Source organism: Paenibacillus sp. MBLB1832, from assembly GCF_032271945.1.
In the GTDB taxonomy this organism is placed as follows: domain Bacteria; phylum Bacillota; class Bacilli; order Paenibacillales; family NBRC-103111; genus Paenibacillus_E; species Paenibacillus_E roseopurpureus.
The window spans coordinates 388,348-409,510 of record NZ_CP130319.1; the positions used below are offsets into that span (position 1 = coordinate 388,348).

The following is a 21,163-nucleotide window of genomic DNA, read 5'->3' on the forward strand; positions in this document are numbered from 1 at the left end:
GCTGCTTACCTAGCAGTAGCACCATCCAAAAAGGCTCGCTCCCACCAGTTGGGGAGCGAGCCTTTTTCTCACTTCTTCAGCGCAACCGCAATCCTTGCGGCGGTTTGCGCGTTGTGATAAACGAGCGCGATATTCGTCTCGAGGCTGCGCCCCTCGGTCAGCTGCTTGATGCGCGCTAGCAGGAATGGCGTGACCTTCTTGCCGGTCACGTTCTGCTCTTTGGCCTCAGCCAGCGCTTGCTGGATGACGCCTTCGATTTCCTGATGGTCCATGGCGGATTCCGCTGGGACCGGGTTCGCGATGACGGCGCCGCCGCTCAGGCCAAGCTCCCACTTCGTGCGGAGCATCGCTGCTACGTCAGCCGCCTCATCGAGGCGGAAGTCTACGCCGTAGCCGCTTTCGCGGGCGTAGAAGGACGGGAACTCGCTCGTCTTATAGCCGACTACGGGCACGCCGTGGGTTTCCAAATACTCGAGCGTACGTCCAATATCGAGGATCGATTTCACGCCGGCGCAGACAACGGCGACATTCGTTTGGGCGAGCTCCGTCAAGTCCGCGGAAACGTCCATGGACGTTTCTCCTTCACGATGGACACCGCCAATCCCGCCAGTAGCGAACACTTCGATGCCCGCTAAGGCAGCGCCGATCATCGTCGCGGATACGGTGGTCGCCCCGATTTTGCCCGAGGAGAGGATGTAGGGGAAGTCGCGGCGGCTTACCTTTTCAACATGGCTGTTCGTAGCGAATGCTTCGAGCTCCCCCTCGTTCAGACCGATCTTGATTTTGCCATCCATGATGCCGATGGTTGCTGGCACCGCGCCATTATCGCGGATAATTTGCTCGACCTTTTTGGCCATTTCGATATTCTGCGGGTACGGCATGCCGTGAGAGATAATTGTCGTTTCTAATGCAACAACGGGTTTATGATTCGCAAGCGCGTCTTTCACTTCGTCGGTAAATGTTAAGTATGAGGTAGGTTGCATGGTCTAAACTCCTTTGGTCATGGTCTGGATGGTGTGCACTAAACGTTCCTCGTTCAACTCGCTGGACACGGATTGGCTAGTTTGTAGTGTAATATGCGCAGCGGCGAGGCCGTATTCACACGCTTTAAGATACGTTTGTTGATGGAGAATGCCATAAGCGATTCCAGCTAAAAAAGCATCGCCGGCCCCCGTCACCTCGACAACTTGCGTCGGAATCGGCGGGATGAGCTGTTCGCCTTCTTCGCCCACATAGAGAACGCCTTCGCTCCCTTTCGTGATGAAGACATGCTGGACCCCGCGCGCACGAATCGCGTGAGCGATCGCCATTTGATCTTGATCAAGCTGGCGCATGTGAACGACATCTTGATGCATCGTTTGGGGTGGGAGTGCGAGCTGAACCGCCTCTTCAAGGTTTGGAAAAATAGCCGTAATCCCCGTTAAATCGGTTGGCAGCTTCTTCGCTTTTTCAGAGGAAACAGGGTCGAGGAAAAGCGGAATGTGGTCCGCCTGACAGCGACGAATGAGCTCCTCCAAGGCTTCACTCGGCAGGTTCGTGTCCGCAATGACAAGCTCTGCGGTGGAAATATGAGCCCATTTGTCCCGAAGCGTCTCAGGGGTGAATTTATCGTAAATGTCCATATTGGCAAAACCGAGAAACATCTCGCCAGAAGGGTCGAGCAGGGCTGTATAAGCGCCGGTTTTTTCACCCTTCAGCACAATGGAGGGACTGACATCCACGCCTCGGCGTCTCGTTTCGTCCAGCACCCACTGCCCCGCTTTGTCATCGCCAACGACGGTTAGCAGTGCGGTCGGGCAGCCTAATCCAGCTAGCGCCTCCGCGATATTGCGTGCCACCCCGCCGCAGGACTCCGTTAAGGTGACAGGGTTGGAAGAGGACAAGCGAATGGATTGTTTGCTCCGAGCCTTGCTGTCCAGGTTGGCGCCGCCGATACAGAAGACTCGACCTTCGTCACCTGACGTGATGTAGGCCCTGCCGCGAATGGTTCCTTTCTTGGTCAGTGCAGCGATATAGCCCGCCACGGCGGAGCGAGAGATCCCGATAATTTCGGCCATGTCCTGTTGAGAAATAAAAGGATTTTGACGGATAAGCGCAAGTATTTGCTGTTCGCGATCCATAGAGAGCTTTTCTCCCTTCGATGTACTCTCCTCATTGTAGCGATTTATCAAACAAAAGTCTATCGGACTAACAATTGTTGTGAAAATGACAAAAAGCCCGTTCCTCTGAGAGGAACTAGGCTGGGGAATGCGTGCATCGTTTATTTCGTATACGAAGAAGCAGAGCGGGAACTAAGGCCAAGTAAACCTAGCAAACCTAGTAGGCCGAAGTAGGTGTACCAGTGTCTCGTTTTGCTTTTGGACGGTTGGATTGCTTGGGCATGGAGCGTTGTTGGTGCTGTTTTCCAAGCTGTCGGCGGGGTGATCCCGTATGCGGCCGCATGACCGTTAAGACTTGTGGAATGAAGGAATTGCGTATCCGCCCCAGGCATGCCGAAGGGATTCGTTTGATAAAAGGTTTCTGTACCTGATTTTAGATTCTGCATATGCAGGCTCTCGGTTTGCGTGACAGAGGAGTTAGGATTGTGTGCATGCAGGCGATACTGGTGGGCACCTAGCAGCAAAGAAAAAGTAAGAAATGAAATCGAAGCGAGTCTGAAAGATCGTCTTGCCATCATGCATACCTCCGTAGATAAGGGGTCATATTCGCTAAGTAAGATTAGCGTATCCCTTAGGCAGGAAGTTATACATGGAAATCAACCACGTTTGACGACTTTAAAATGATCCTCAAGGAGCAGCCAGTTTTGCGGGAACCGGAGACCGAGCTTCCAATAGCTGATGCCGCGAAGGCTAAGCTCTTTAATTAAACGGAATTTCGCATCAATAGAGCGCGCATCCTCAAACCATACGCTATGTTCTTTGCCCTCGTCGTCCCAATAGTTAAAATGAGGCGCCTGTGCCGAGTAGTCGTATAAAATTTGGGCGTTAAATCTACGAGCCAAATCAATCGCCGTCTGAGGGGAAATCGCTTTGGCATAGGCGCCGCCTTTGACATAGGGCAGTGTCCAGTCGTAGCCGTACAAGTTCTGGCCCATCATGATCTTCGAAGATGGCATTTCACTGCGTGCATACTCGAGCACCTTGCGCACAGGACCGATTGGTGAAACCGCCATCGCTGGTCCGCCGCTGTAGCCCCATTCATACGTCATGATGATGACAAAATCCACAATCTGACCATGCGCCTTATAGTCGTGGGCTTCATACCATGCCCCTGCTTGGGTTGCACTTGTTTTGGGCGCGAGCGCAGTGGAAACGAGATATCCCTTGCGGTGAAAGCGTTCCGTAGCTTTGCGCAGGAAGGCATTATAGGCCTCACGATCAGTCGGCAGCAAATGTTCGATGTCAAAATGAATATCTTTAAAGCCTAGTTGATCGGCCGTCGTTTCGATGTTCTGGAGGAGGTGATTTTGAACCGTTTGATCGGTAAGGATGATGTGGCCCAGCTCTGCGCTGAATTGGTCATTCTCCAGGTTCGTGACGACCATCATGAGAGTGACGCCAGAATTTTTTGCGATTTCAGGTAAATCATCAAGAGGCGGCTGGACTAAGCTGCCATCGCGTTTGATGCGGAAAGAAAAGGGAGCTAAGTACGTTAAGTGAGGCGCTGCTTCACGAGCCGCTTGAACCAAGACGGGGGACACATCGTTGCCGCGGGGTTCGATGTAGGCGTTGACTTCCGCTTGTGTGCGCGGAGTCGGCGGAATATACAAACGGAACCCAACAGGCAGCGATTGGTAGGCGGTAAGTCCATTTATCGAAGCAAGTGTATGGAGGTCGACGCCTAGCTTATGCGCAATGCGATAAAGTCCTTCACCAGGCTGAACCCAGTAATACGAACCGACAATCGGGATCACCAATGCCTGTCCGATGACCAACGTTTGACTAGGTGTCAACTCATTCGCCGAGGCTATTTCCTCAACCGTCAAGCCATAGGCTTGCGAAATGCCATATAACGTCTGTCCCTTCTGGACAACGTGAATTTGCATAAGGATTCCTCCGTTTCAAGTGTATCGGAGACTCAGGGGAGATGAACTGCGATCATGCCCAAAAAGAACTGAGCCTCCCGTTAGGGCATCTCAGTAAAGGATCAGCGGTATGACGCATCTGAGACGCCCAGAATGGGAGGCTCAGGAAATGGGAAGTCGGAAATGACTGTATCCGAGCCTACTTTTCTACCACAATAGAAAGTATAAGTTTTCGGTTACCGAAAACGTCTTTCTATTTGGCGATAAAACCATATATAGGGAGCTTTGGTCGTAGACCAAAGTCTCTCCATTTCGAACCCAGTCGCTCATCGCTGAATGGCTTCGATAGAGGTTTTATCATAGCGTATTCACGTGGAAGAGAATGGGTGAATGTCTATGGGGGGATGAGAGAAAATTTTGTGGGCGTGGGGGAAGGGAGATAATCGATATTTTCGATTAACTCGGTGGTGAGTGAGCGTGTGGAGGTGGAGCGGAAGCGAGTAGTAGTAGGTACTATAAAAAGTTAGTACTTTTTGACAACACATAAGCACCCTATACTAAGTACATAAGCAAGACATTGATACGTTGCGATGCAACGAAAAGGGGATAATAACGATGATGATTCAGCGAAAAAGAAATACAGCAGCTTTTACTTTTATGGCGTGGGCATCTTTCATTGGGGCATTTCTCGGGATGTTTATCGGGATTTATACGTTAGAAGAATCACTGAGTGTGAAGGGATATTTCGCGGTATGTGCATTATTTCTAACAATGTCAGCGTTCGTGCTGCAGAAGGTAATTCGGGATAATTTGGAGGATGGTTACGAGGCTCGCAAGCGGAATACGTCGGCGTTTACGTTCATGGCATGGAGCTCTTTCGCGCTGGCGCTGTTGGGGATGTTCATCGGGATTATTAACTTGGAGCAGCTGCTTTCCGTCAAAGGGTATTACGCGGTAACGGCATTATTCCTGACTATGTCTTCCTTCGTCCTGCAAAAAACAATTCGTGACAACAACGACGACGACGCGTTGCAGACTGTTCATCCTGTACAGCCTGCACCCGCGTCGACAGAGTTAAAATGGGAAGAATAACGCCGCATACCGCGCTAGCTTAGCGTGAAAGCGTGATCCATTTGGGGCCGACCCATGTATCGATTAGATAGCTATTGCTAAATTTACTGCGCCAAAGCGCGATGATATGAACTTTCTGCGGTGAAAGTGCAAGTGCTGACGAACCGCTGGAATACGGTGTATCCTGAAGCGCCGTTACTTGTTCAAGAAGCAGATAATTGTCTGCTTTTTCTTCATTTCCGATCTGCTGAATTTGCAGCTGAATCCACTGATCGCCAAGCCAGGTTGATACCAGAAACCAGCTTTTGTCCGTCACCTTTTGATACTGAAGCCAATTGGGTTGCACGGCAACGAGTCTTACATCCTGCGGTGCAAGGGCACCGTTCGGTTCAAGTGAAGCATCAGGCGTTCCGTAGATCGGCGTCTCCTCCAACAGTGTAACAACGTAAGGAAAGCCTGGCTTCGTTGGGGGAGAGAGATGGATAGCCTCATCTGCATATTTTCGCATGACCTTCTCCATCATCGAGACGGCTTCGGCGTTCGTCAGCTCCTCTTTCGGCCGAAATTTCGTCTTGGTGTTGCTGTCCAGAAGGCCCACCTGGTAGGCAGTTTGGACGAGTCCTTGCTGCATGTCGCTAATCATTGCAAAATCCTCAAAAACTTTGCGAGCATCCATGTCAGCGTTACCCCCGTTGCCCGATACAAGACTCAGTGTCAGCAGCTTGATCAGCCCGCCAACGGCGGTTTCACGGTTGATCTTCGTTGCATGCGGCGGAGCAAGATCGTTCACATACCCCTTGATCAGGCTTTCTTCCTGGCCCTTTGGAAGCTGAACCCCCATTCGGACCATCGTCGCCCAATTCGCAATGTCAATCGGTTCATCCAAATGCCTCGCGTCCAATACTTGCCCGCTGAATGCGGACCACGCTTCCTTTGTGATTGGGCTGTTCGTGGCGCCGCCGTCTTTGAACGGTACGATGCGTTGTTTGTACGCGGCTAACTCGGACTCCACCCAGTGTGCGTCCGCCGCATGAGCCCACAGCGGATTCAAACACAACAAAAGGAGCATCAGCATAGCAATTCCTCTAAAACGCACCCCAAAAGCAACCTGCATAGCTAACATCCCTCCAACATGAGATCTCCTTACTTAGACGCAGCTTGTGGGCAATTAGTTTCCAGATCCTAGGAAAATATGAATCTTACGAATCTTGCTAACCCGCCTCTCATCTAGTAATCTATGGGAAAGGAGTGATTGGAATGATTAGGAAAATAAGTCAAGTACTCGTAATGCTTATGCTGCTCAGTGTGGTGTTATCTGTGCCCGCTTGGGGGGCGGCGGATAAGGGGACTGACGCACCTAGCAGCGTCACTTATGAGATGAAGGAAATCGCGGTGCAATATGCCGCGGAGTTTACCGCTTACCCTGTGGATTCTCTTGGGAAACCTACCGTGTCCAAGTCCGTCTACGAGGCGGTGTATAGCGATGAGCCTAGGCCGTTGCAGGTGCTGTATGGTGTCGTGAAGTTGACCAATGTGCTCGGCTACTCCTTTAACGAGGAGTTCATCAGCGTCACGGACGGGGTGTACACGGCGCGTGGTTTATCGAATGGGGGAAGCCGAATTTACAACGAATTCAATCAAGTAAAAGGACAGAAAACCGAATTCGTTACTGGGAAAAAGCTTGCTGGGAGCAGCGTCGTGAAAGATTACTCTGACGGTTGGAAAACGGTGCAACTGGCCCGTACCTGGGATGATTACGGCAACCCGATCGGGTTCACGATTCGTTTCGATGGAACCTTCCAGCCAGAGTCGGATCCTTTCTTCCAGAAGTTAAAAGACACAGCCTTTGTCGTCGACCTGAGCACGTTGCGGCATAAAGGTGGGAGTCAGGCGGTGCAGCCATGATGCGAACTAGAAGGGGAGTATCTCTCGTACAAAAGCTGATGAAAGCCGCGGTTAGCACTGCGCTGCTAGCTACGCTGCTTGCCGCAGGGGCTTCGGCTGCTGACGCGGGCGTACAGCACAAGGCGGAAGCTGACAGCTTGAATAAGCTCCAGCTGTTTCAAGGCACGGATCGCGGCTATGAGCTGGACCAGACGCTGACACGGGCGCAAGGCGCCACGATGCTGCTGCGTCTGTTCGGCTGGGAGACCGCCGCCGCGAACGCGCAGGGGCTGAGCTCGCCGTTCACGGACGTGCCGGCGACGCACTGGGCCGCGAAGTCCATCGGCTTCGCGTACAGCAAGTCGTTGGTGCACGGCGTCACCAACGATCTTTATGCGCCCGATGCGAACATCACGGGCGCGCAGTTCTTGGCGCTGACGCTGCGCGCGCTCGGCTATGCCGAGGCAGAGCCGCAGCAGGCCAGCGACCTTGCGGCGACAAGCGGGCTGCTCAGCGCGAGCGACGCGCAGGGGATCGCGCAGGGCGCGGTGTTTCGCCGCGACGAGATGGTCGCGGTAGCGTATCGCGCCATCCAGACCAAGCTCAAGGGCAGCACACGCACGCTGCTGCAGAAGCTGGTCGAGGATGACAAGGCCGTGAGCGTCGAGTCCGCTGTCGCAAGCGGGCTCTACAAGAAGCCGAGCAGCGATCCGATGGATCAGATCGAGGCCGCGATTCGCGATGCACTGAAATAAGCAGCCCATGGGCTGTTGTTCCGTCATTGCCGCCAGATCTGCATCGCAGCTTCATTTGATTCAGCGCCCAACAGGGGCTATTCCAAAATGAAATGGAGATTCCAACATGATTAACTTGGATATAAGTACGATCCTTCGGTATAAAGAATTTACAGAGTGGACGGATACCTTGCAGGATGTGCAAGAGAGCATGTGGCTGCAACCTATGACTGAGGGAAAAGCTTCAGTGGGAGAGGTAATATCGCATCTTAAAAACTGGGATGCTTACCTCATCGAAACGATTATACCTGCGATTAAATATGGTGAAGGCATGATATTCCCAGATTTCGATTCATTTAACAAATTAGCTTATGAATATGCCAAATCGGGAATTTCTAAAGATCGTTTGCTCGAAGAATTTAAGGCAACCCGCCTTCAACTGGTTGAAATGCTGTTAGCCGCACCTGACCTAGTTGCTAAACATGTTACCGTGAACGGGGTAGCAACTTGCCCTCACACTGGCACACCCTATTCCTTGCTTTACATCATTCATGAATTTAACGATCACGATAACCATCATAAAAATCAAATTGCAGCTAATTTGAAATAACAAGAGGGCAGCCGCGGTATTTCGCGTGGATAGGCGCTCGTCACAGAAGGTGCTTATTGTCTGAAAAACTCGTGGACGCTCCCACTCATCAACCGCGAGCAACTCCGCTAGTGCACCGCTCCCTCCAGCGCGCCAACACCAAAAAATCCCGCCTCAGCCAACGGCTGAAGCGGGATTTTTGCATAGCAGCCCATAGGCGGGCTAACTTGGTTTACTTTTGTAACCTAAGATTAAGCGTTCGTCAGGTACTGATTCACAGTTGCTTTGATCAATTCCAAACGGCCGGATTGGTTCACGATTGGTCCGTTGTTCGCAAGCGCGTAAGCTTCTAGTGATTTGAAGTCGGCTTTGCCAGAAACGATGTCTGCGCCGATGCCCGTTTTGAAGGAAGCGTAACGTGTATCTAGGATGTTATCGAATACTTTGTCTTCGATCAGTTTCGCTGCAACTTGCAAGCCGCGCGCGAATGCGTCCATCCCAGCGATGTGCGCATACACCACGTCAACTGGCTCGAAGGATGTACGGCGAACCTTCGCGTCGAAGTTCACACCGCCACGGCCGATGCCGCCTTCGTTCAATAGGATTTCGTACATTGCCATTGTTGTGGAGTACAGGTCAGTTGGGAACTCATCTGTATCCCAGCCAAGCAGCAAGTCACCTTGGTTCGCATCGATAGAGCCAAGCACACCGTTGATGCGTGCTACGCGAAGCTCGTGCTCGAAAGTGTGACCCGCAAGTGTCGCATGGTTCGCTTCCAGGTTCAATTTGAAGTAAGGAAGCAGGTCGTATTTTTGCAAGAATGAAAGGGTAGTTGCTGCATCGAAATCGTATTGGTGCTTGGAAGGCTCTTTCGGTTTAGGCTCGATCAGGAATTGACCTGTGTAGCCGATTTCTTTGGCATAAGCAACCGCCATGTGCAGGAAGCGAGCCAAGTTGTCGAGCTCAAGACCTAGGTCTGTATTCAACAAAGTTTCATACCCTTCGCGTCCGCCCCAGAACACGTAGTTTTCAGCGCCGAGCTCTTTCGCATGATCCAATGCTTTCTTCACTTGTGCGGCTGCATAAGCGAACACTTCGGCATTGTTGGACGTTGCTGCCCCGTGCACAAAACGCGGGTTCGTGAACATATTGGCTGTGTTCCAAAGCAATTTTTTGCCTGTAGAAGCCATTTTGTCTTTGATCAGACCGACGATTTCGTCGAGAATTGCGTTCGTTTCTTGCAGCGTTGCGCCTTCATACGCGATGTCGCGATCGTGGAAAGCAAAGTAGTCCACATCAAGAATGTTTAGAAGCTCGAAGCAAGCGTCAACGCGAGCTTTGGCGAGTTCCATACCGTCGTATTTGTCCCATGCACGGATGTTCGTACCTGCACCGAATGGATCGGAGCCATTAGCGGAGAAGGAGTGCCAGTAAGCGACTGCGAAGCGCATATGTTCGCGCATTGTTTTGCCTAGAATAACTTGATCAGGGTTATAAAATTTAAAAGAAAGCGGATTCGTAGATGTCGGGCCTTCGTACTTAATCGGTTGGATGTTATCAAAGTAGCTCATTGTTCAGCCTCCAGATAAATGATTAATAATTGCTTATGGAGACATCATAGCATGGTTTCGAAAGTTTGTAAATTCATTAAACAAACTTAGTTGGTGCGTGAAAAAGTCTTCTATGATAGAATCATTTTCATAGCGAAAACTCGCAGCATTTGGAACGGTATGGAGGACTATTATGAAACAAACAGGCGATTTGAATCTCGTGAAAAAAATAAATAAATCAATCGTGCTCCATCATATTCGCACGGATTCACCGATCTCCCGCGCACGGATTGCTGAAATAACGGGGCTGACGAAGGCGACGGTGTCGAGTCTCGTGAATGAATTGATCGAAAGCTCGCTGGTAGACGAGATCGGGGCAGGAGAATCGAGCGGCGGGCGGAAGCCGATGATGTTGATTTTTAACGGCACGGCAGGTTATGCCATTGGTGTTGATCTTGGTGTGCACGACATGCTGGCTGTACTGACAGATTTGACAGGCCAAGTGGTTAGTGAGCGCCGCATCGTCCATCACAATGAGTCGGTGGAACAGGTTACGTATGTGTTGAAAACGACGATCCGTGAGCTGATCGAAACAGCGCCAGATAGCGCTTATGGCGTCATCGGCATCGGTCTTGGCGTGCCCGGGGTCTGCGATGAGGAGGGGAACATGTTGTTTGCCCCGAACCTCGGATGGGAAAATGTGCCGCTGCAAGCGCAGCTGGAAGCTGAATTCGGCCTCCCCGTTGTGATCGACAATGAAGCGAATGCGGGCGCAGTTGGTGAGAAGCAGTTCGGGGCAGGCAAAGATACCGCAAACCTCGTGTACGTCTCGATCGGTATGGGGATCGGCGCAGGCATCATCATTAAGAACGAACTGTATCGCGGGGCGACGGGGTTCTCGGGTGAGATCGGGCATATGTCCATTCAGCATGATGGGCCCAAATGCCGCTGCGGCAGCCTAGGATGCTGGGAGCTGTATGCCTCTGAGCACGCGTTATTAGAGCAGGCGAGCGTGGAGCTGGGGCGAGAAGTCGACCTAGAAACGCTGCTGCGCAAGGCAGAGAGCGGGGATGCGGCGGTCATCGGGCTTTTTGAAAGGCTGGGTTATTACCTCGGAGTGGGCGTCATTAACCTTATCAATGGGTACAACCCAGCGTTTATTATTCTGGGTGGACGGCTCGCTGGCGGGGAGAAGTGGCTGATGAAGCCGCTGCTGGAGCTGCTGGAGAAGCGTTCACTCCCGCATCCGCGCAAGGAACTGCGCGTGGAATTCTCGGTACTCGGCGACCGTTCGACAGTGCTGGGGGCGGCGTCTTTCGCGGTGGCGAAGTTTTTTGCCTCAACAACGGTGTCGGTGGATCGGAGCTAGGGTTGGGGCAGAGGTAGAGGACATTGGGCAAGTTAACGTAAAAGTCATTGACCGATGCTTCGTACCTTTTGTAAAATGGGAAAGGTCTTAGTCTTGCGTTTCACTTAGGCATCCCATATAAGAAAAGGACGGGAACCAACGATGTTTCTTCGTTCGCTTTTGATTTGCTGTTACCTAATGGGAGCTTATTGGGCGTCCTATCACTTTCCATCGATGAAGATGGTATTCTACCCAACGTTGGGTGCTTTCAGTTTCCTATTCATACATCGTGTGGATAATATCAAAGAAGTTCGTCGCATCATCGCGGGTGCCCTTATTGCGGTGACAATGGGCAGCTTTCTGTACTCGATAAGCACGGGCGCGATCTCCTTTTTCCTGACAGCGCTCGTAACGATAACCTTGATTCAATTTTTCAAATGGAACGCAGCGCCGATTCTGGCCGTCTCGTTCATCCCGTACTTCGCGCATCCCGTCTCCTTCTGGGCGCTGCCGATGGCCGTCTTCGTCTCACTATTGGGGCTGTTAGTTTCCATCTGGCTTATTGGCAAAGTGGAGAAGCTGACCTTGTACGTAAGATGGTCTGCAAAAGCTGCGCAGCAGCTAGACGCCTTGCGGCTACTCCGTGGGAGCCGATGAAGAAGGAATTATAGAAGAGCGACAGCAGAGATGCTGTCGTTTTTTTGGCTTGTTTGGGGTGCGAGGCGCAACCTATAGCTAGGTCAGGGGATACACGCTATACTGGAGAATATATCCAACAGAGGAGGCGGCCTATGCCCGATTGGTCGTATCATACGTTATTTAAGCCGCTGCTGTTCAAGCTTGGCGGGCGCCAAGCGAGGGATCTTACGCTGCGGGCCATTGGCGGGTTGAGCCGCATACCTGGCGGCACCTTCGTTATTCGCACGATGGGCCACATGGAAATGTCGCCACTTCTGCAGGATGATCTGGCAGGCGTGCCAATCGCCTGCCCCGTGGGCCTCAGCGGCGGGCTGGACCCGCACGGCACCGCACACCGAGCCCTCGCCCAGTTCGGGCTCGGCTTCATCGAGCTCGGACCCGTCACGGTCCGAGCTGTTCATAGCGCCGCGCCCATCGAGCGCGCGGCGGAAGAAGAAGCCATCGTGTACCCCGATGGCTATGTCAACGACGGCGCAGACGTGGTTCTAGCGCGCCTGCGCAAGGGCACGGGGCATCGACTGCCGCACTTCGTGCGGCTGCGGCCGATGCCGGGGAGCTCGCCACGCGAAGCGCTTGAAGAGCAGCAGGAGCTGCTCTTCAAGCTGGCGCCGTACGCGGCGGGGTTCGTGCTCGATGGCCTCGCCGAAGGCTGGCCATCGGAGACGGCTTTGGCGTACCTCGCCGAGGTACGCCAGCTTGCTCACACGGCTGCCCCAGGCAAGCCGGTGCTGCTTTATGTGCCGCAGGGGGTCCCCCTACGGGCTTGGCTGGACACCGCGCGCAGCTTCAGCGGTGTCGTCCTCGGCGACGCGCAGCGGGAGCCGGGCTCTCGCCGCGAGCGTGTCGGCGGCGGCGCTGCTGTGCTCAGCGCGCAGCTGAGCACGGTCCGGGGGCTGCGCGAGGCGCTGGGCGAGCGCAGTGCGATTGTGGCGGCTGGCGGCGTGCACCAGCCGCAGGACGCGACCGATCTGCTGGCGGCTGGCGCGAACAGCGTTATGCTGCATAGCGGGCTGGTCTATGCAGGGCCAGGCCTGCCGAAGCGCATTAACGAGGCGATTCTGTATGATCGCATCGCGTCCTCATCTTTTGACGACACCGCAGATAACCATGATGAGGACAGCACACCTTCTTTTTGGGCCAATTGGGGGTGGATGGGTCTGCTCGGTCTGGGGATGATCATCGGCGGTATTCTTGCGTGGTTCATTGCCGCGACCAGTGTGCTGCTTCCTTATGACGAAGTCTTTTTGGGGAAATCACGCAGTGAGGTTATGCGATGGAACGCGCATCTCTTACATTTCATGTCGCATGACCGCATTACGTTGGCAGGGACGATGATCTCCATCGGCATTTTCTATTATCAGCTGGCGAATCACGGCTTGCGTTATGGCTTGCATTGGGCTCGCACAGCTGTCATTTCTTCCTGTGTCGTGGGGTTTAGCTCTTTCTTTTTATATCTCGGTTATGGCTATTTCGATCCGCTTCATGCTCTTGTGGCTGTCGTGCTGCTTCCGATGTTTCTACTTACCCTGCGGGGGTTAAAAGATCGCCCTTCCCGCAAACAACCTAATCTGCACAATGATCGTGTGTGGCTTCGGGCGCAATGGGGGCAGTGCTGCTTGGTCGTGTTGGGCTTCGGATTAGGAATTGGAGGACTTACGATATCCGCGGTGGGGATCACTGACGTATTTGTGTCCACGGATTTGACATACCTAGGTATTAGCAGGGATCAATTGTCTACTTGGAGTGAAAGCCTCATCCCGCTGATCGCGCATGATCGTGCGGGCTTTGGCGGTGCGCTATTTTCATTAGCTGTGGCGATAACGGCTTCGGCATTGTGGGGCATCAATCCCGGGGAGGGCTGGCTGTGGTGGACGTTCCTGTGGGGAGGAATTCCTGGCTTTACAGCGGGACTTTACGTGCATGCCCATATCGGATACACGGATTTCGTGCATTTGTTGCCTGTTTACATCGCAGTACTCTTATACATCGTTGGGTTAGTTTTAACCTATCCCTATTTATCTCATAGCGCTAATGCAGAAGGGGCTGTTCTCAAGTAGATAAACTACCTGAGAAAGCCCCTCTTTGGTTAGAACGTTCTCGCTAACTCTTCCGCACGCTTGATTGCGTCCGCCTTGATTTGGGCAGCTTTATCCGGGAACTGGTTATGCCCCTCGACGAAAAGACCTTGCAGATCAGGGATACCGAAGAAGCCCATAATAATTCCGATATAGCGATGCCCCGACTCCATTGGCGCTGCAGGTCCTTCTGAATAAACACCGCCGCGGGCTTGGATGTGGAGTGCTTTTTTGCCATTGAGCAGGCCAACAGGGCCGGATTCCGTGTACTTGAACGTTTTGCCAGCGATGCAGAGCGCATCCAGATAAGCTTTCATCACAGGGGGAAACGAGAAGTTCCACATGGGTGTGACGAACACATATTTATCCGCCGCGATGAACTGCTCGGTGAATCCGTTAATGGCGTTAACCTTAGCGCTTTCGTCGCTTGTTAAGGTGGAGAATTCCTGCCCGCTGCGCAATTTGCCCCACCCGCTGAACACATCGGCATCAATGTGCGGCACTTGGACACGATATAAATCAATGGGAATCACTTCATCCTGGGGATTGGCCTCCCGATAGGCATCGATAAAGGCTTTGCCAACAGCCATGCTGTAGGAGGTTTGATGATCATGAGGATGTGCGGTGATATGCAGAACAGTTGCCATGATTTGCTTCGTCCTTCCTGATACTTAGTTTGTGGAATCCTCTCCTATTTTTCATTAAAAGTTATCAAAATATTACTACCTATTTACATTGAGCGAAGACGTCATTTGCGTTATGATGAGAAGCGATGTTTATTTAACCTTATGAATCAATATCTATTCCTTAATGCCATAAACTAATTTTATAGATAAAGTGAGATGACGCATAATGACAAAACCCAAAGACCACAATTACAGCATGCCCGCCGAATGGGCGGAACATGAGCGCACGTTTATCTCTTGGCCTGTACAAGCCTCCATGGTGTATCCCGAGGATTACTCGGTAGTAACGAAAGGCTATGCGGATTTGGCGAAAGCCATCGCGGAGTTTGAGCCTGTGACGGTGGTTGTGAATCCTTCCGACGCTGCGCAAGTGAAGGCAATGTTCACAGAGTCCAATGTGGATTTCCTCGAAATTCCGCACAATGACGCTTGGTTCCGTGACAACGGACCAACGTTCGTTTTGAACGCTGAGCAAGAAATTGCCGCAGTGAATTGGAAGTTCAATGCATGGGGCGGCAAATATGCGCCTTGGGATCTGGATGATAGCGTAGCCGCGCAAATTGCTGAGCACCATGGTGTGAAGCGTTATGACGCTCCGCTCGTGATGGAGGGCGGTTCCATCCACGTGGATGGGGAGGGCACTCTTTTGACGACAGAAGAATGTCTGTTGAACACGAACCGCAATCCTGAGCTTAGCCGCGAGGAGATTGAGGAGCATGTCCGAAATTTCGTGAACGTGGAGAAAATCATCTGGTTGAACAAAGGCTTGGACGGCGACGAGACGGACGGTCACGTGGATAACATTGCATGCTTTGCGGCGCCAGGCAAAATCATTCTGCAAGTCTGCAACGATCCGTCGGATGCCAACTATGCGATTACGCAGGAGAATTTGGAGATTCTCCGAAATGCGAGGGATGCGAAAGGCCGCTCCTTCGAAATTATCCAAATCGAGCAGCCACCGCTTACATTCTTTGAAGAGCAGCGTCTGACGCTGAGCTATTTGAATTTTTATTTTGTGAATGGCGGCATCATTCTGCCAGTGTTCGGCGGTACAGCCGAGGAGACGGATCGCAAGGCGATTGAGGTGCTTCAGGCGACGTTCCCAGAACGTAGAATTCGTACGATTGACGGCATGTCCATTATTAAAGAAGGCGGCAATGTTCACTGCACCACGCAGCAAATGCCAGCGGGCAAGAAAGGATGATATTTCAATGAGACAAGTAACTGTAGCAGCAACGCAAATGAGCTGTTCCGACAATATAGAGGATAACATCCGCAAAGCGGAAAAATTGGTTCGTGAAGCCGCGGCCAAAGGAGCGCAAATTATTTTGATTCAAGAGCTGTTCGAAACGCCGTATTTCTGCCAAAAAGAGAAAAACGACTACTACCGCTTCGCAACGGAGCTAGAGGAGAATAAAGCGATCAATCATTTCCGTGAGATTGCCAAAGAGCTGCAAGTCGTTCTGCCGATCTCTTTTTATGAGAAAAAGAACTACGCACGCTACAACTCGCTTGCTGTGATTGATGCGGACGGCACCGTGATGGGCACCTACCGCAAAAGCCACATCCCCGACGGTCCAGGGTATGAGGAGAAGTTTTATTTTAACCCTGGCGACACGGGTTTCAAGGTGTGGAAAACACGCTACGCAAAGATCGGCGTAGGCGTTTGCTGGGATCAATGGTACCCTGAAGCTGCGCGCGTGATGGCACTTATGGGGGCGGAGCTGCTGTTCTACCCAACGGCGATCGGCTCCGAGCCGCAAGACGGTTCGATTGATTCGAAAGATCACTGGCAAATGTGCATGCGCGGTCACGCGGCGTGCAACTTGATGCCGGTTATCGCATCGAATCGCATTGGCAAGGAAGAGGATGAGGATTCCAGCATCAACTTCTACGGTTCTTCGTTCATTGCAGGCCCGCAGGGCAATCTGGTTGAGGAAGCGGGCCGTGACGAAGAAACGGTGCTTGTGGCTTCTTTTGACCTAGATCAACTAGAAATTCAGCGTATCGAATGGGGTATTTTCCGAGATCGTCGTCCAGATCTCTACAAGAAAATCGCGACCTACGATGGTGAGCAGGTGTTTTAATTGCTGATTCCATTGTTAAAAGGGATCCTGCTGGGCTTTTCCATCGCAGCGCCCGTGGGTCCGATCGGCATTCTGTGTATGCGTAGAACGTTGACATTGGGCCGTTTGCACGGCTTCCTGTCAGGGCTGGGCGCTGCCACGGCAGACGCGATTTATGGGTTCATCGCAGGGTTCGGCTTGACGCTGATTACGAGCTTTCTGCTGGATCAAAAGGTGATCCTCCAACTCGTTGGCGGCCTATTCTTGGTGTATCTCGGCGTGCAAACGTTCCGCTCTAAGCCCGCTGTCGAAGCGGCTAAAGCAACGGGGGACACGCTGTTCAAATCGTATGCGTCCACACTGCTGCTCACGATTACGAACCCGATGACAATCATGTCGTTCGTCGGCGCTTTCGCAGGTCTTGGGCTGGGCGGCAGCACGGAGGCTGGCTATGCGTCAGCTATCTCGCTTGTCGTTGGCGTGTTCACGGGCTCAGCCATGTGGTGGCTGCTTTTGAGCGTTCTTGTCGGACTGCTGCGGGAACGGATCAAGGGCGCAGCGTTTCTTTGGATCAACCGCGTCTCGGGCGCGATGTTGACGGTGTTTGGTTTGGTGGCTGTGCTGGGCGAGTTAGTCGAATTTTTGGACTAACTTTGGCTGGGTAGGCTCGTTTGCCTGCGAATTAGTCGATAATTTCGACTAACTCCTCCCGACTAAGCGCATCAGCAAGTAAGCTGCTTCATTCTTTCAATCACAAGACTCCCTTTTTGGGGGTCTTTTTGTCTTTATCCGTTATCTTCATTAATCACCTATAGCGTAGAATGAGCCAATCCTCCTAGTTTGTGTTATGTTGGAACTACTGCATGTTTGTAAAGCAAGAAGTTCAAAGGAGGCCCCTCACCCATGCGAACGGAACAACAAATGATGTCCCTCATCCTCGACACAGCGAAGCAGGACGAGCGAATCCGCGGCGTGATGCTGAACGGATCGCGTGCCAACCCGAACGTGCCGAGGGATGTGTTTCAGGACTATGATATCGTCTATTTCGTAGAGGAGACAGATTCCTTCGGAGCCGATCCTGGCTGGATTGATCGTTTTGGGGAGCGGCTTATCCTGCAGATGCCAGACGAAAATGAGATGTACCCCGCTGAGCCGACGGAGCGCATTGTGTATCTCATGCAATTCATGGATGGCAATCGCATCGATCTTACGCTCATACCCGTTGCGCTGCGGCAGCAGCTTTTGAAGCCGGATAGCTTGAGCGTTTTGCTTTTGGATAAGGACGATACTCTCGGTCCATTCCCCGCGGCAAGCGACAGCAGTTACCATATTCAGCGGCCAACGGAGAAGCTTTTTCAAGGGAGCTGCAATGAGTTCTGGTGGATCAGTTTGAATATTGCAAAGGGGCTCTGGCGCGAAGAGTTGCCTTACGTAATGGTCATGTATGAGCAAATCAACCGCAATGTCCTCATTCAAATGCTGGAGTGGAAAATCGCAATGCGGTTTGGTTTTACGATGAGTGCCGGCAAATGCGGCAAGTACATGCAAAGCTATCTGACGGCTGCCGAATGGAAGGCTTACACAGCGACGTATTCGGATGCGAGCTATGCGCATATTTGGGACGCGCTGTTTGCCATGTGTGAACTGTTTCGTGCTGCGGCCCGTGAGGTTGCGGACCATCTGCATTTTGCCTACAATCGTGCTGAGGAGAGGAATGTGCTTGCTTATTTGAAAGAGGCACGGAGTCGGCCGAGGCAGGGATAGAGGTCTTTTTACGTTTAAAAGGGAATTTATGGTTCTCCGTCGAATTGAACAAAATAACTACTCATAAGGAGGCCATCTGGTCATGATCAATGAGATTTTTACCGCAGCACGCACTGGCGATGCCAACCATGTAAAGGATTTGCTGGACATGGATTTATCCCTCGCCAATGCGGAAAATAGCGATGGACTGACCTTGCTGGGCTTTGCTGCGCATTTCGGTCAAGAAGAAGTCGTCAAGCTGCTGTTGGAAAATGGCGCTGAGGTCAATGCGGTTTCTCATTCCCGCGTCAGCTATATCCCATCGAACACTGCGCTGCACGCGGCAATCGCGGGAGAACGGAGTCTGCCTGTCATCGGCTTGCTGCTGAAGCACCACGCCAAACCGACAATCGTCGATAGCAATGGACATACAGCGCTGCATGTGGCAGCTTTTCATAAAGATACAGCGGGGCTCATTCGCCTGCTGATCGAATACGGTGCGGATGTGAATGCGAAGTCAGACGGCGGCGTATATCCGATCGATCTGGCTAAGCAGCAAGACAATACGGCAGTCATCGATGTGTTAAGACAGCTTGGAGCCGTCGGGTGACGTAGCTTGGTGGGTAAAAGAGAAAGGACATTCCGCTAGCCGGCGTCGGTTTAGAGGGTGTCCTTTTTCGTTTGTTCTCTAATTGACACTATCGCTAGTGTCATCGACTATTTGCATCACCATGTCGCTGTGTTGTCCCGAAAGGCCGTGCTTGAAATGGGCGCTTCCAAGTATGAAGTCAGAAAGATCCTGTCTTCGCAGATGGAACTACACCTGTGCATTCGTATGTGTTTCATTTGTATTTTGAAACGAAGGAAGCCTTGGAATTTTTCATTCATGACCCAAGAGTTCAGGAGTTGAAAGATGATGTAAAGCATTATTATGTAGGCGAGCAGGACATCTATATTGAGGAAGTTATGGCTGCGTTCGATGGTGGTTAGAGAAGCCTTGTTCCTTTAGCATGAACAATATATTCACAAGTCCAAACAACAAGAAACAAACCCAAGGCAATGCTGGCCAACCCAGTGCATCCCCTAGATCATACAGATAGCCGCCTCCTACATTTCCAAGGATGGCTCCAAGGGATAGGGCGAAGGAGTTAAAGCCGAAATAAGAAGCAACTTGCTCATCGCCGGCATAATTGGATACCATCGTATTCATCATCGGCTGCAGGAAAACCTGTCCGATCATGAAGGCAATAACGCCTGCGTAGATGCCGACAATCGAGCCAGAGAGCCCTGTAGTGAATAATCCCCCCGCTAGCAGCAAGGTGCCTAAGGACATCACGCTAAAAGGTGGCAAATAAGCATGCCCTAGCTTGGTTAAGGGAACTTGCAGAAGCACCATCACGATCGCCCCGCAGCTGTAGATTAGGCCGATGTTGGCATCAGAAGCGAGCTGATTCATGCGAAATGGCACGGCGATATAGAGCTGGGTTACCAAGGACCAGGAAATCAGGGTGAAGATCATAAATCGCCGAAAAGGGCGATTGTTGAGCACGGTTCGCATCTGTGGCCAGATGCCCGTATACGTTTTGCGAGATTGCTCGCTTTGGATCGCAGGTAGGAATAGCAGGCTGAAGAAAAAGGAAAAGACGAAAATGAGCGTAGCGGCGACACTGACATATTTGAAATGAAATCCCATCAGTAACGCGCCTAAGACAGGCCCGACTACGAAGCCCATATTGCTAAGCATTTCTCTTATCGCATAGATGGTAATGCGGTTATTGGCGGTAGAGAGTGAGGCATAATACGCATAACTTGCTGGGTTGAAGAGCGAGCCGCCTAAGCCAGAGAAGAAGCAGGCCACGATCAAGCCTGGCGTGCTGTCGACGGAGCCGAACAGTGCAAAACCGAAGGAACGGATGAACAACCCGATGAGAATCGTTCGTTTATACCCGAGCTTATCAGCGAGTGTGCCGCAAAGCACAGAGAGCCCTTGTTGACTAAAGCTGCGAATCGCTGAAATGAGTCCGACCATGGTGACCGTCAGCATGACGTCGTTCAAGAGATAAGAAGCTAAGAGCGGAATCATCATATAGAACCCGACTGCCATGCTGAACGTGTTCATAAACATGACCCAGAAGGGCAGACGAATGGCGGAAAGTTTGTTCATCAAAGCTGACATGTGGAGGTCCCCGTTTCTTGCTGCATAATGGTAGTTGTAACAAGATAACGGATTGACCGAGAATTGCCTAGGGAGTTTCTTTAGATTGGCTAGGGGTTATTTTGCAAAAAGAGCTCTTCCCGTTGCAGCGTGAACTGCTGGAGAAGAGCTCTTGCTCATTTGGATCAAAGAGAGTTAACGAAAGCTAGGCCCGCACCTTGCTCTCGAATTTCCCTTTATGTGCCCCATTGCAGAATGGTTTGTTATCCGATAACCCGCAACGACATAGATAAATAGATTCCTTCGTTTCCATGGGCTTGCCCTCACCATCAACTAAGGTTACACCCGTTGCGAGCAAAGGACCATCATCGCGCACTTGAATTTGTGCCACAGCCAATCACCTCCATCTATTACCCAGTGTTGCCCGATACAAGCAACTATAATCAGTGTATTCGAGCAAGTCCTGAGAAAGAAGCGGAGTAAATCGATTCCCGATGTGTTGCAGATGAATTACAGGATCATTCACCCAGGGGGGCGTA

At 51.8% G+C, this 21,163-nt stretch carries 22 protein-coding genes and 1 pseudogene; 14 read left to right on the forward strand and 9 right to left on the reverse strand.

All coding sequences use genetic code 11. The annotated features are described in order from the left end of the window. Window positions 1-68 precede the first annotated feature (68 nt). From MJB10_RS01770 to MJB10_RS01785, 4 genes are all read right to left on the reverse strand, one after another. Window positions 69-983 (reverse strand): pseudouridine-5'-phosphate glycosidase, encoded by a 915-nt coding sequence (locus MJB10_RS01770; protein ID WP_314801070.1) that lies wholly within the window; start codon window positions 981-983, stop codon window positions 69-71. 3 nt (window positions 984-986) lie between these two features. Then, window positions 987-2,120, reverse strand: coding sequence for a carbohydrate kinase (locus tag MJB10_RS01775; protein ID WP_314801073.1), 1,134 nt, complete (start codon window positions 2,118-2,120; stop codon window positions 987-989). Between the two features lie 140 nt (window positions 2,121-2,260). After that, a complete protein-coding gene (locus MJB10_RS01780; RefSeq protein WP_314801075.1) occupies window positions 2,261-2,674 on the reverse strand; it encodes a hypothetical protein in 414 nt (137 codons plus the stop codon). An 81-nt stretch (window positions 2,675-2,755) separates the two neighbouring features. Next, complete coding sequence (locus tag MJB10_RS01785) at window positions 2,756-4,045, reverse strand: glycoside hydrolase family 18 protein (protein ID WP_314801078.1); 1,290 nt, start codon at window positions 4,043-4,045, stop codon at window positions 2,756-2,758. Between the two features lie 597 nt (window positions 4,046-4,642). On the opposite strand from MJB10_RS01785, the pseudogene MJB10_RS01790 reads away from it, so the two are divergent. Further along, window positions 4,643-4,843: pseudogene (locus MJB10_RS01790) on the forward strand (YiaA/YiaB family inner membrane protein); the annotation flags it as partial. A 42-nt stretch (window positions 4,844-4,885) separates the two neighbouring features. Continuing rightward, a complete protein-coding gene (locus MJB10_RS01795) occupies window positions 4,886-5,116 on the forward strand; it encodes a YiaA/YiaB family inner membrane protein (RefSeq protein ID WP_314805444.1) in 231 nt (76 codons plus the stop codon). A 19-nt stretch (window positions 5,117-5,135) separates the two neighbouring features. On the opposite strand, the gene MJB10_RS01800 is transcribed toward MJB10_RS01795, so the two are convergent. Beyond that, window positions 5,136-6,209, reverse strand: a complete 1,074-nt coding sequence (locus MJB10_RS01800) for a hypothetical protein (RefSeq protein ID WP_314801079.1) — start codon at window positions 6,207-6,209, stop codon at window positions 5,136-5,138. Window positions 6,210-6,352: 143 nt separating this feature from the next. On the opposite strand from MJB10_RS01800, the gene MJB10_RS01805 reads away from it, so the two are divergent. The 3 genes from MJB10_RS01805 to MJB10_RS01815 all read left to right on the forward strand — a co-directional run bounded on the left by MJB10_RS01805 (window position 6,353) and on the right by MJB10_RS01815 (window position 8,323). Next, complete coding sequence (locus MJB10_RS01805; protein ID WP_314801081.1) at window positions 6,353-7,000, forward strand: hypothetical protein; 648 nt, start codon at window positions 6,353-6,355, stop codon at window positions 6,998-7,000. 38 nt (window positions 7,001-7,038) lie between these two features. Beyond that, window positions 7,039-7,734: an S-layer homology domain-containing protein gene (locus MJB10_RS01810; RefSeq protein ID WP_314801084.1), complete on the forward strand. Its 696-nt coding sequence runs from the start codon at window positions 7,039-7,041 to the stop codon at window positions 7,732-7,734. A gap of 106 nt (window positions 7,735-7,840) precedes the next feature. After that, a complete protein-coding gene (locus MJB10_RS01815; RefSeq protein ID WP_314801087.1) occupies window positions 7,841-8,323 on the forward strand; it encodes a DinB family protein in 483 nt (160 codons plus the stop codon). A gap of 230 nt (window positions 8,324-8,553) precedes the next feature. Here the strand turns inward: MJB10_RS01815 and xylA are convergent, their stop codons facing one another. Beyond that, window positions 8,554-9,873, reverse strand: coding sequence for a xylose isomerase (gene xylA, locus MJB10_RS01820; protein WP_314801089.1), 1,320 nt, complete (start codon window positions 9,871-9,873; stop codon window positions 8,554-8,556). Between the two features lie 172 nt (window positions 9,874-10,045). Here xylA and MJB10_RS01825 point away from each other — a divergent pair, with 172 nt between their 5' ends. The 3 genes from MJB10_RS01825 (at window position 10,046) to MJB10_RS01835 (ending at window position 13,956) form a co-directional block, all read left to right on the forward strand. Beyond that, on the forward strand, window positions 10,046-11,221 hold the full coding sequence (locus MJB10_RS01825) for an ROK family transcriptional regulator (protein WP_314801092.1): 1,176 nt from the start codon (window positions 10,046-10,048) through the stop codon (window positions 11,219-11,221). 177 nt (window positions 11,222-11,398) lie between these two features. Beyond that, entirely contained in the window at window positions 11,399-11,857 is a 459-nt protein-coding gene (locus MJB10_RS01830; protein WP_314801094.1) for an HPP family protein, read from the forward strand. Window positions 11,858-11,901: 44 nt separating this feature from the next. After that, a complete protein-coding gene (locus MJB10_RS01835; protein WP_314801096.1) occupies window positions 11,902-13,956 on the forward strand; it encodes a dihydroorotate dehydrogenase in 2,055 nt (684 codons plus the stop codon). A 29-nt stretch (window positions 13,957-13,985) separates the two neighbouring features. Here the strand turns inward: MJB10_RS01835 and MJB10_RS01840 are convergent, their stop codons facing one another. Next, on the reverse strand, window positions 13,986-14,621 hold the full coding sequence (locus tag MJB10_RS01840; RefSeq protein WP_314801098.1) for an FMN-dependent NADH-azoreductase: 636 nt from the start codon (window positions 14,619-14,621) through the stop codon (window positions 13,986-13,988). Window positions 14,622-14,826: 205 nt separating this feature from the next. Here MJB10_RS01840 and MJB10_RS01845 point away from each other — a divergent pair, with 205 nt between their 5' ends. The 6 genes from MJB10_RS01845 (at window position 14,827) to MJB10_RS01870 (ending at window position 19,459) form a co-directional block, all read left to right on the forward strand. Next, a complete protein-coding gene (locus MJB10_RS01845) occupies window positions 14,827-15,864 on the forward strand; it encodes an agmatine deiminase family protein (protein ID WP_314801100.1) in 1,038 nt (345 codons plus the stop codon). A gap of 7 nt (window positions 15,865-15,871) precedes the next feature. Then, window positions 15,872-16,747 (forward strand): N-carbamoylputrescine amidase, encoded by an 876-nt coding sequence (gene aguB, locus MJB10_RS01850; RefSeq protein WP_314801102.1) that lies wholly within the window; start codon window positions 15,872-15,874, stop codon window positions 16,745-16,747. 3 nt (window positions 16,748-16,750) lie between these two features. Further along, the gene (locus tag MJB10_RS01855) at window positions 16,751-17,377 is read left to right on the forward strand and encodes a LysE family translocator (protein ID WP_397386607.1); all 627 of its coding nucleotides are present in this window, start codon (window positions 16,751-16,753) and stop codon (window positions 17,375-17,377) included. A 252-nt stretch (window positions 17,378-17,629) separates the two neighbouring features. Next, a complete protein-coding gene (locus MJB10_RS01860) occupies window positions 17,630-18,490 on the forward strand; it encodes an aminoglycoside 6-adenylyltransferase (RefSeq protein ID WP_314801107.1) in 861 nt (286 codons plus the stop codon). 82 nt (window positions 18,491-18,572) lie between these two features. Then, window positions 18,573-19,079 carry an ankyrin repeat domain-containing protein gene (locus MJB10_RS01865; protein WP_314801108.1) on the forward strand — a complete coding sequence of 169 codons (507 nt, stop codon included), beginning with the start codon at window positions 18,573-18,575 and terminating at the stop codon, window positions 19,077-19,079. 227 nt (window positions 19,080-19,306) lie between these two features. After that, entirely contained in the window at window positions 19,307-19,459 is a 153-nt protein-coding gene (locus MJB10_RS01870; RefSeq protein WP_314801111.1) for a hypothetical protein, read from the forward strand. Here the strand turns inward: MJB10_RS01870 and MJB10_RS01875 are convergent. Both MJB10_RS01875 and MJB10_RS01880 read right to left on the reverse strand, forming a co-directional pair. Continuing rightward, window positions 19,434-20,645: an MFS transporter gene (locus tag MJB10_RS01875; protein ID WP_314801113.1), complete on the reverse strand. Its 1,212-nt coding sequence runs from the start codon at window positions 20,643-20,645 to the stop codon at window positions 19,434-19,436. The genes MJB10_RS01870 and MJB10_RS01875 overlap by 26 nt on opposite strands. Window positions 20,646-20,829: 184 nt before the next feature. Further along, a complete protein-coding gene (locus tag MJB10_RS01880) occupies window positions 20,830-21,021 on the reverse strand; it encodes a CDGSH iron-sulfur domain-containing protein (RefSeq protein WP_314801116.1) in 192 nt (63 codons plus the stop codon). Window positions 21,022-21,163 lie beyond the last annotated feature (142 nt).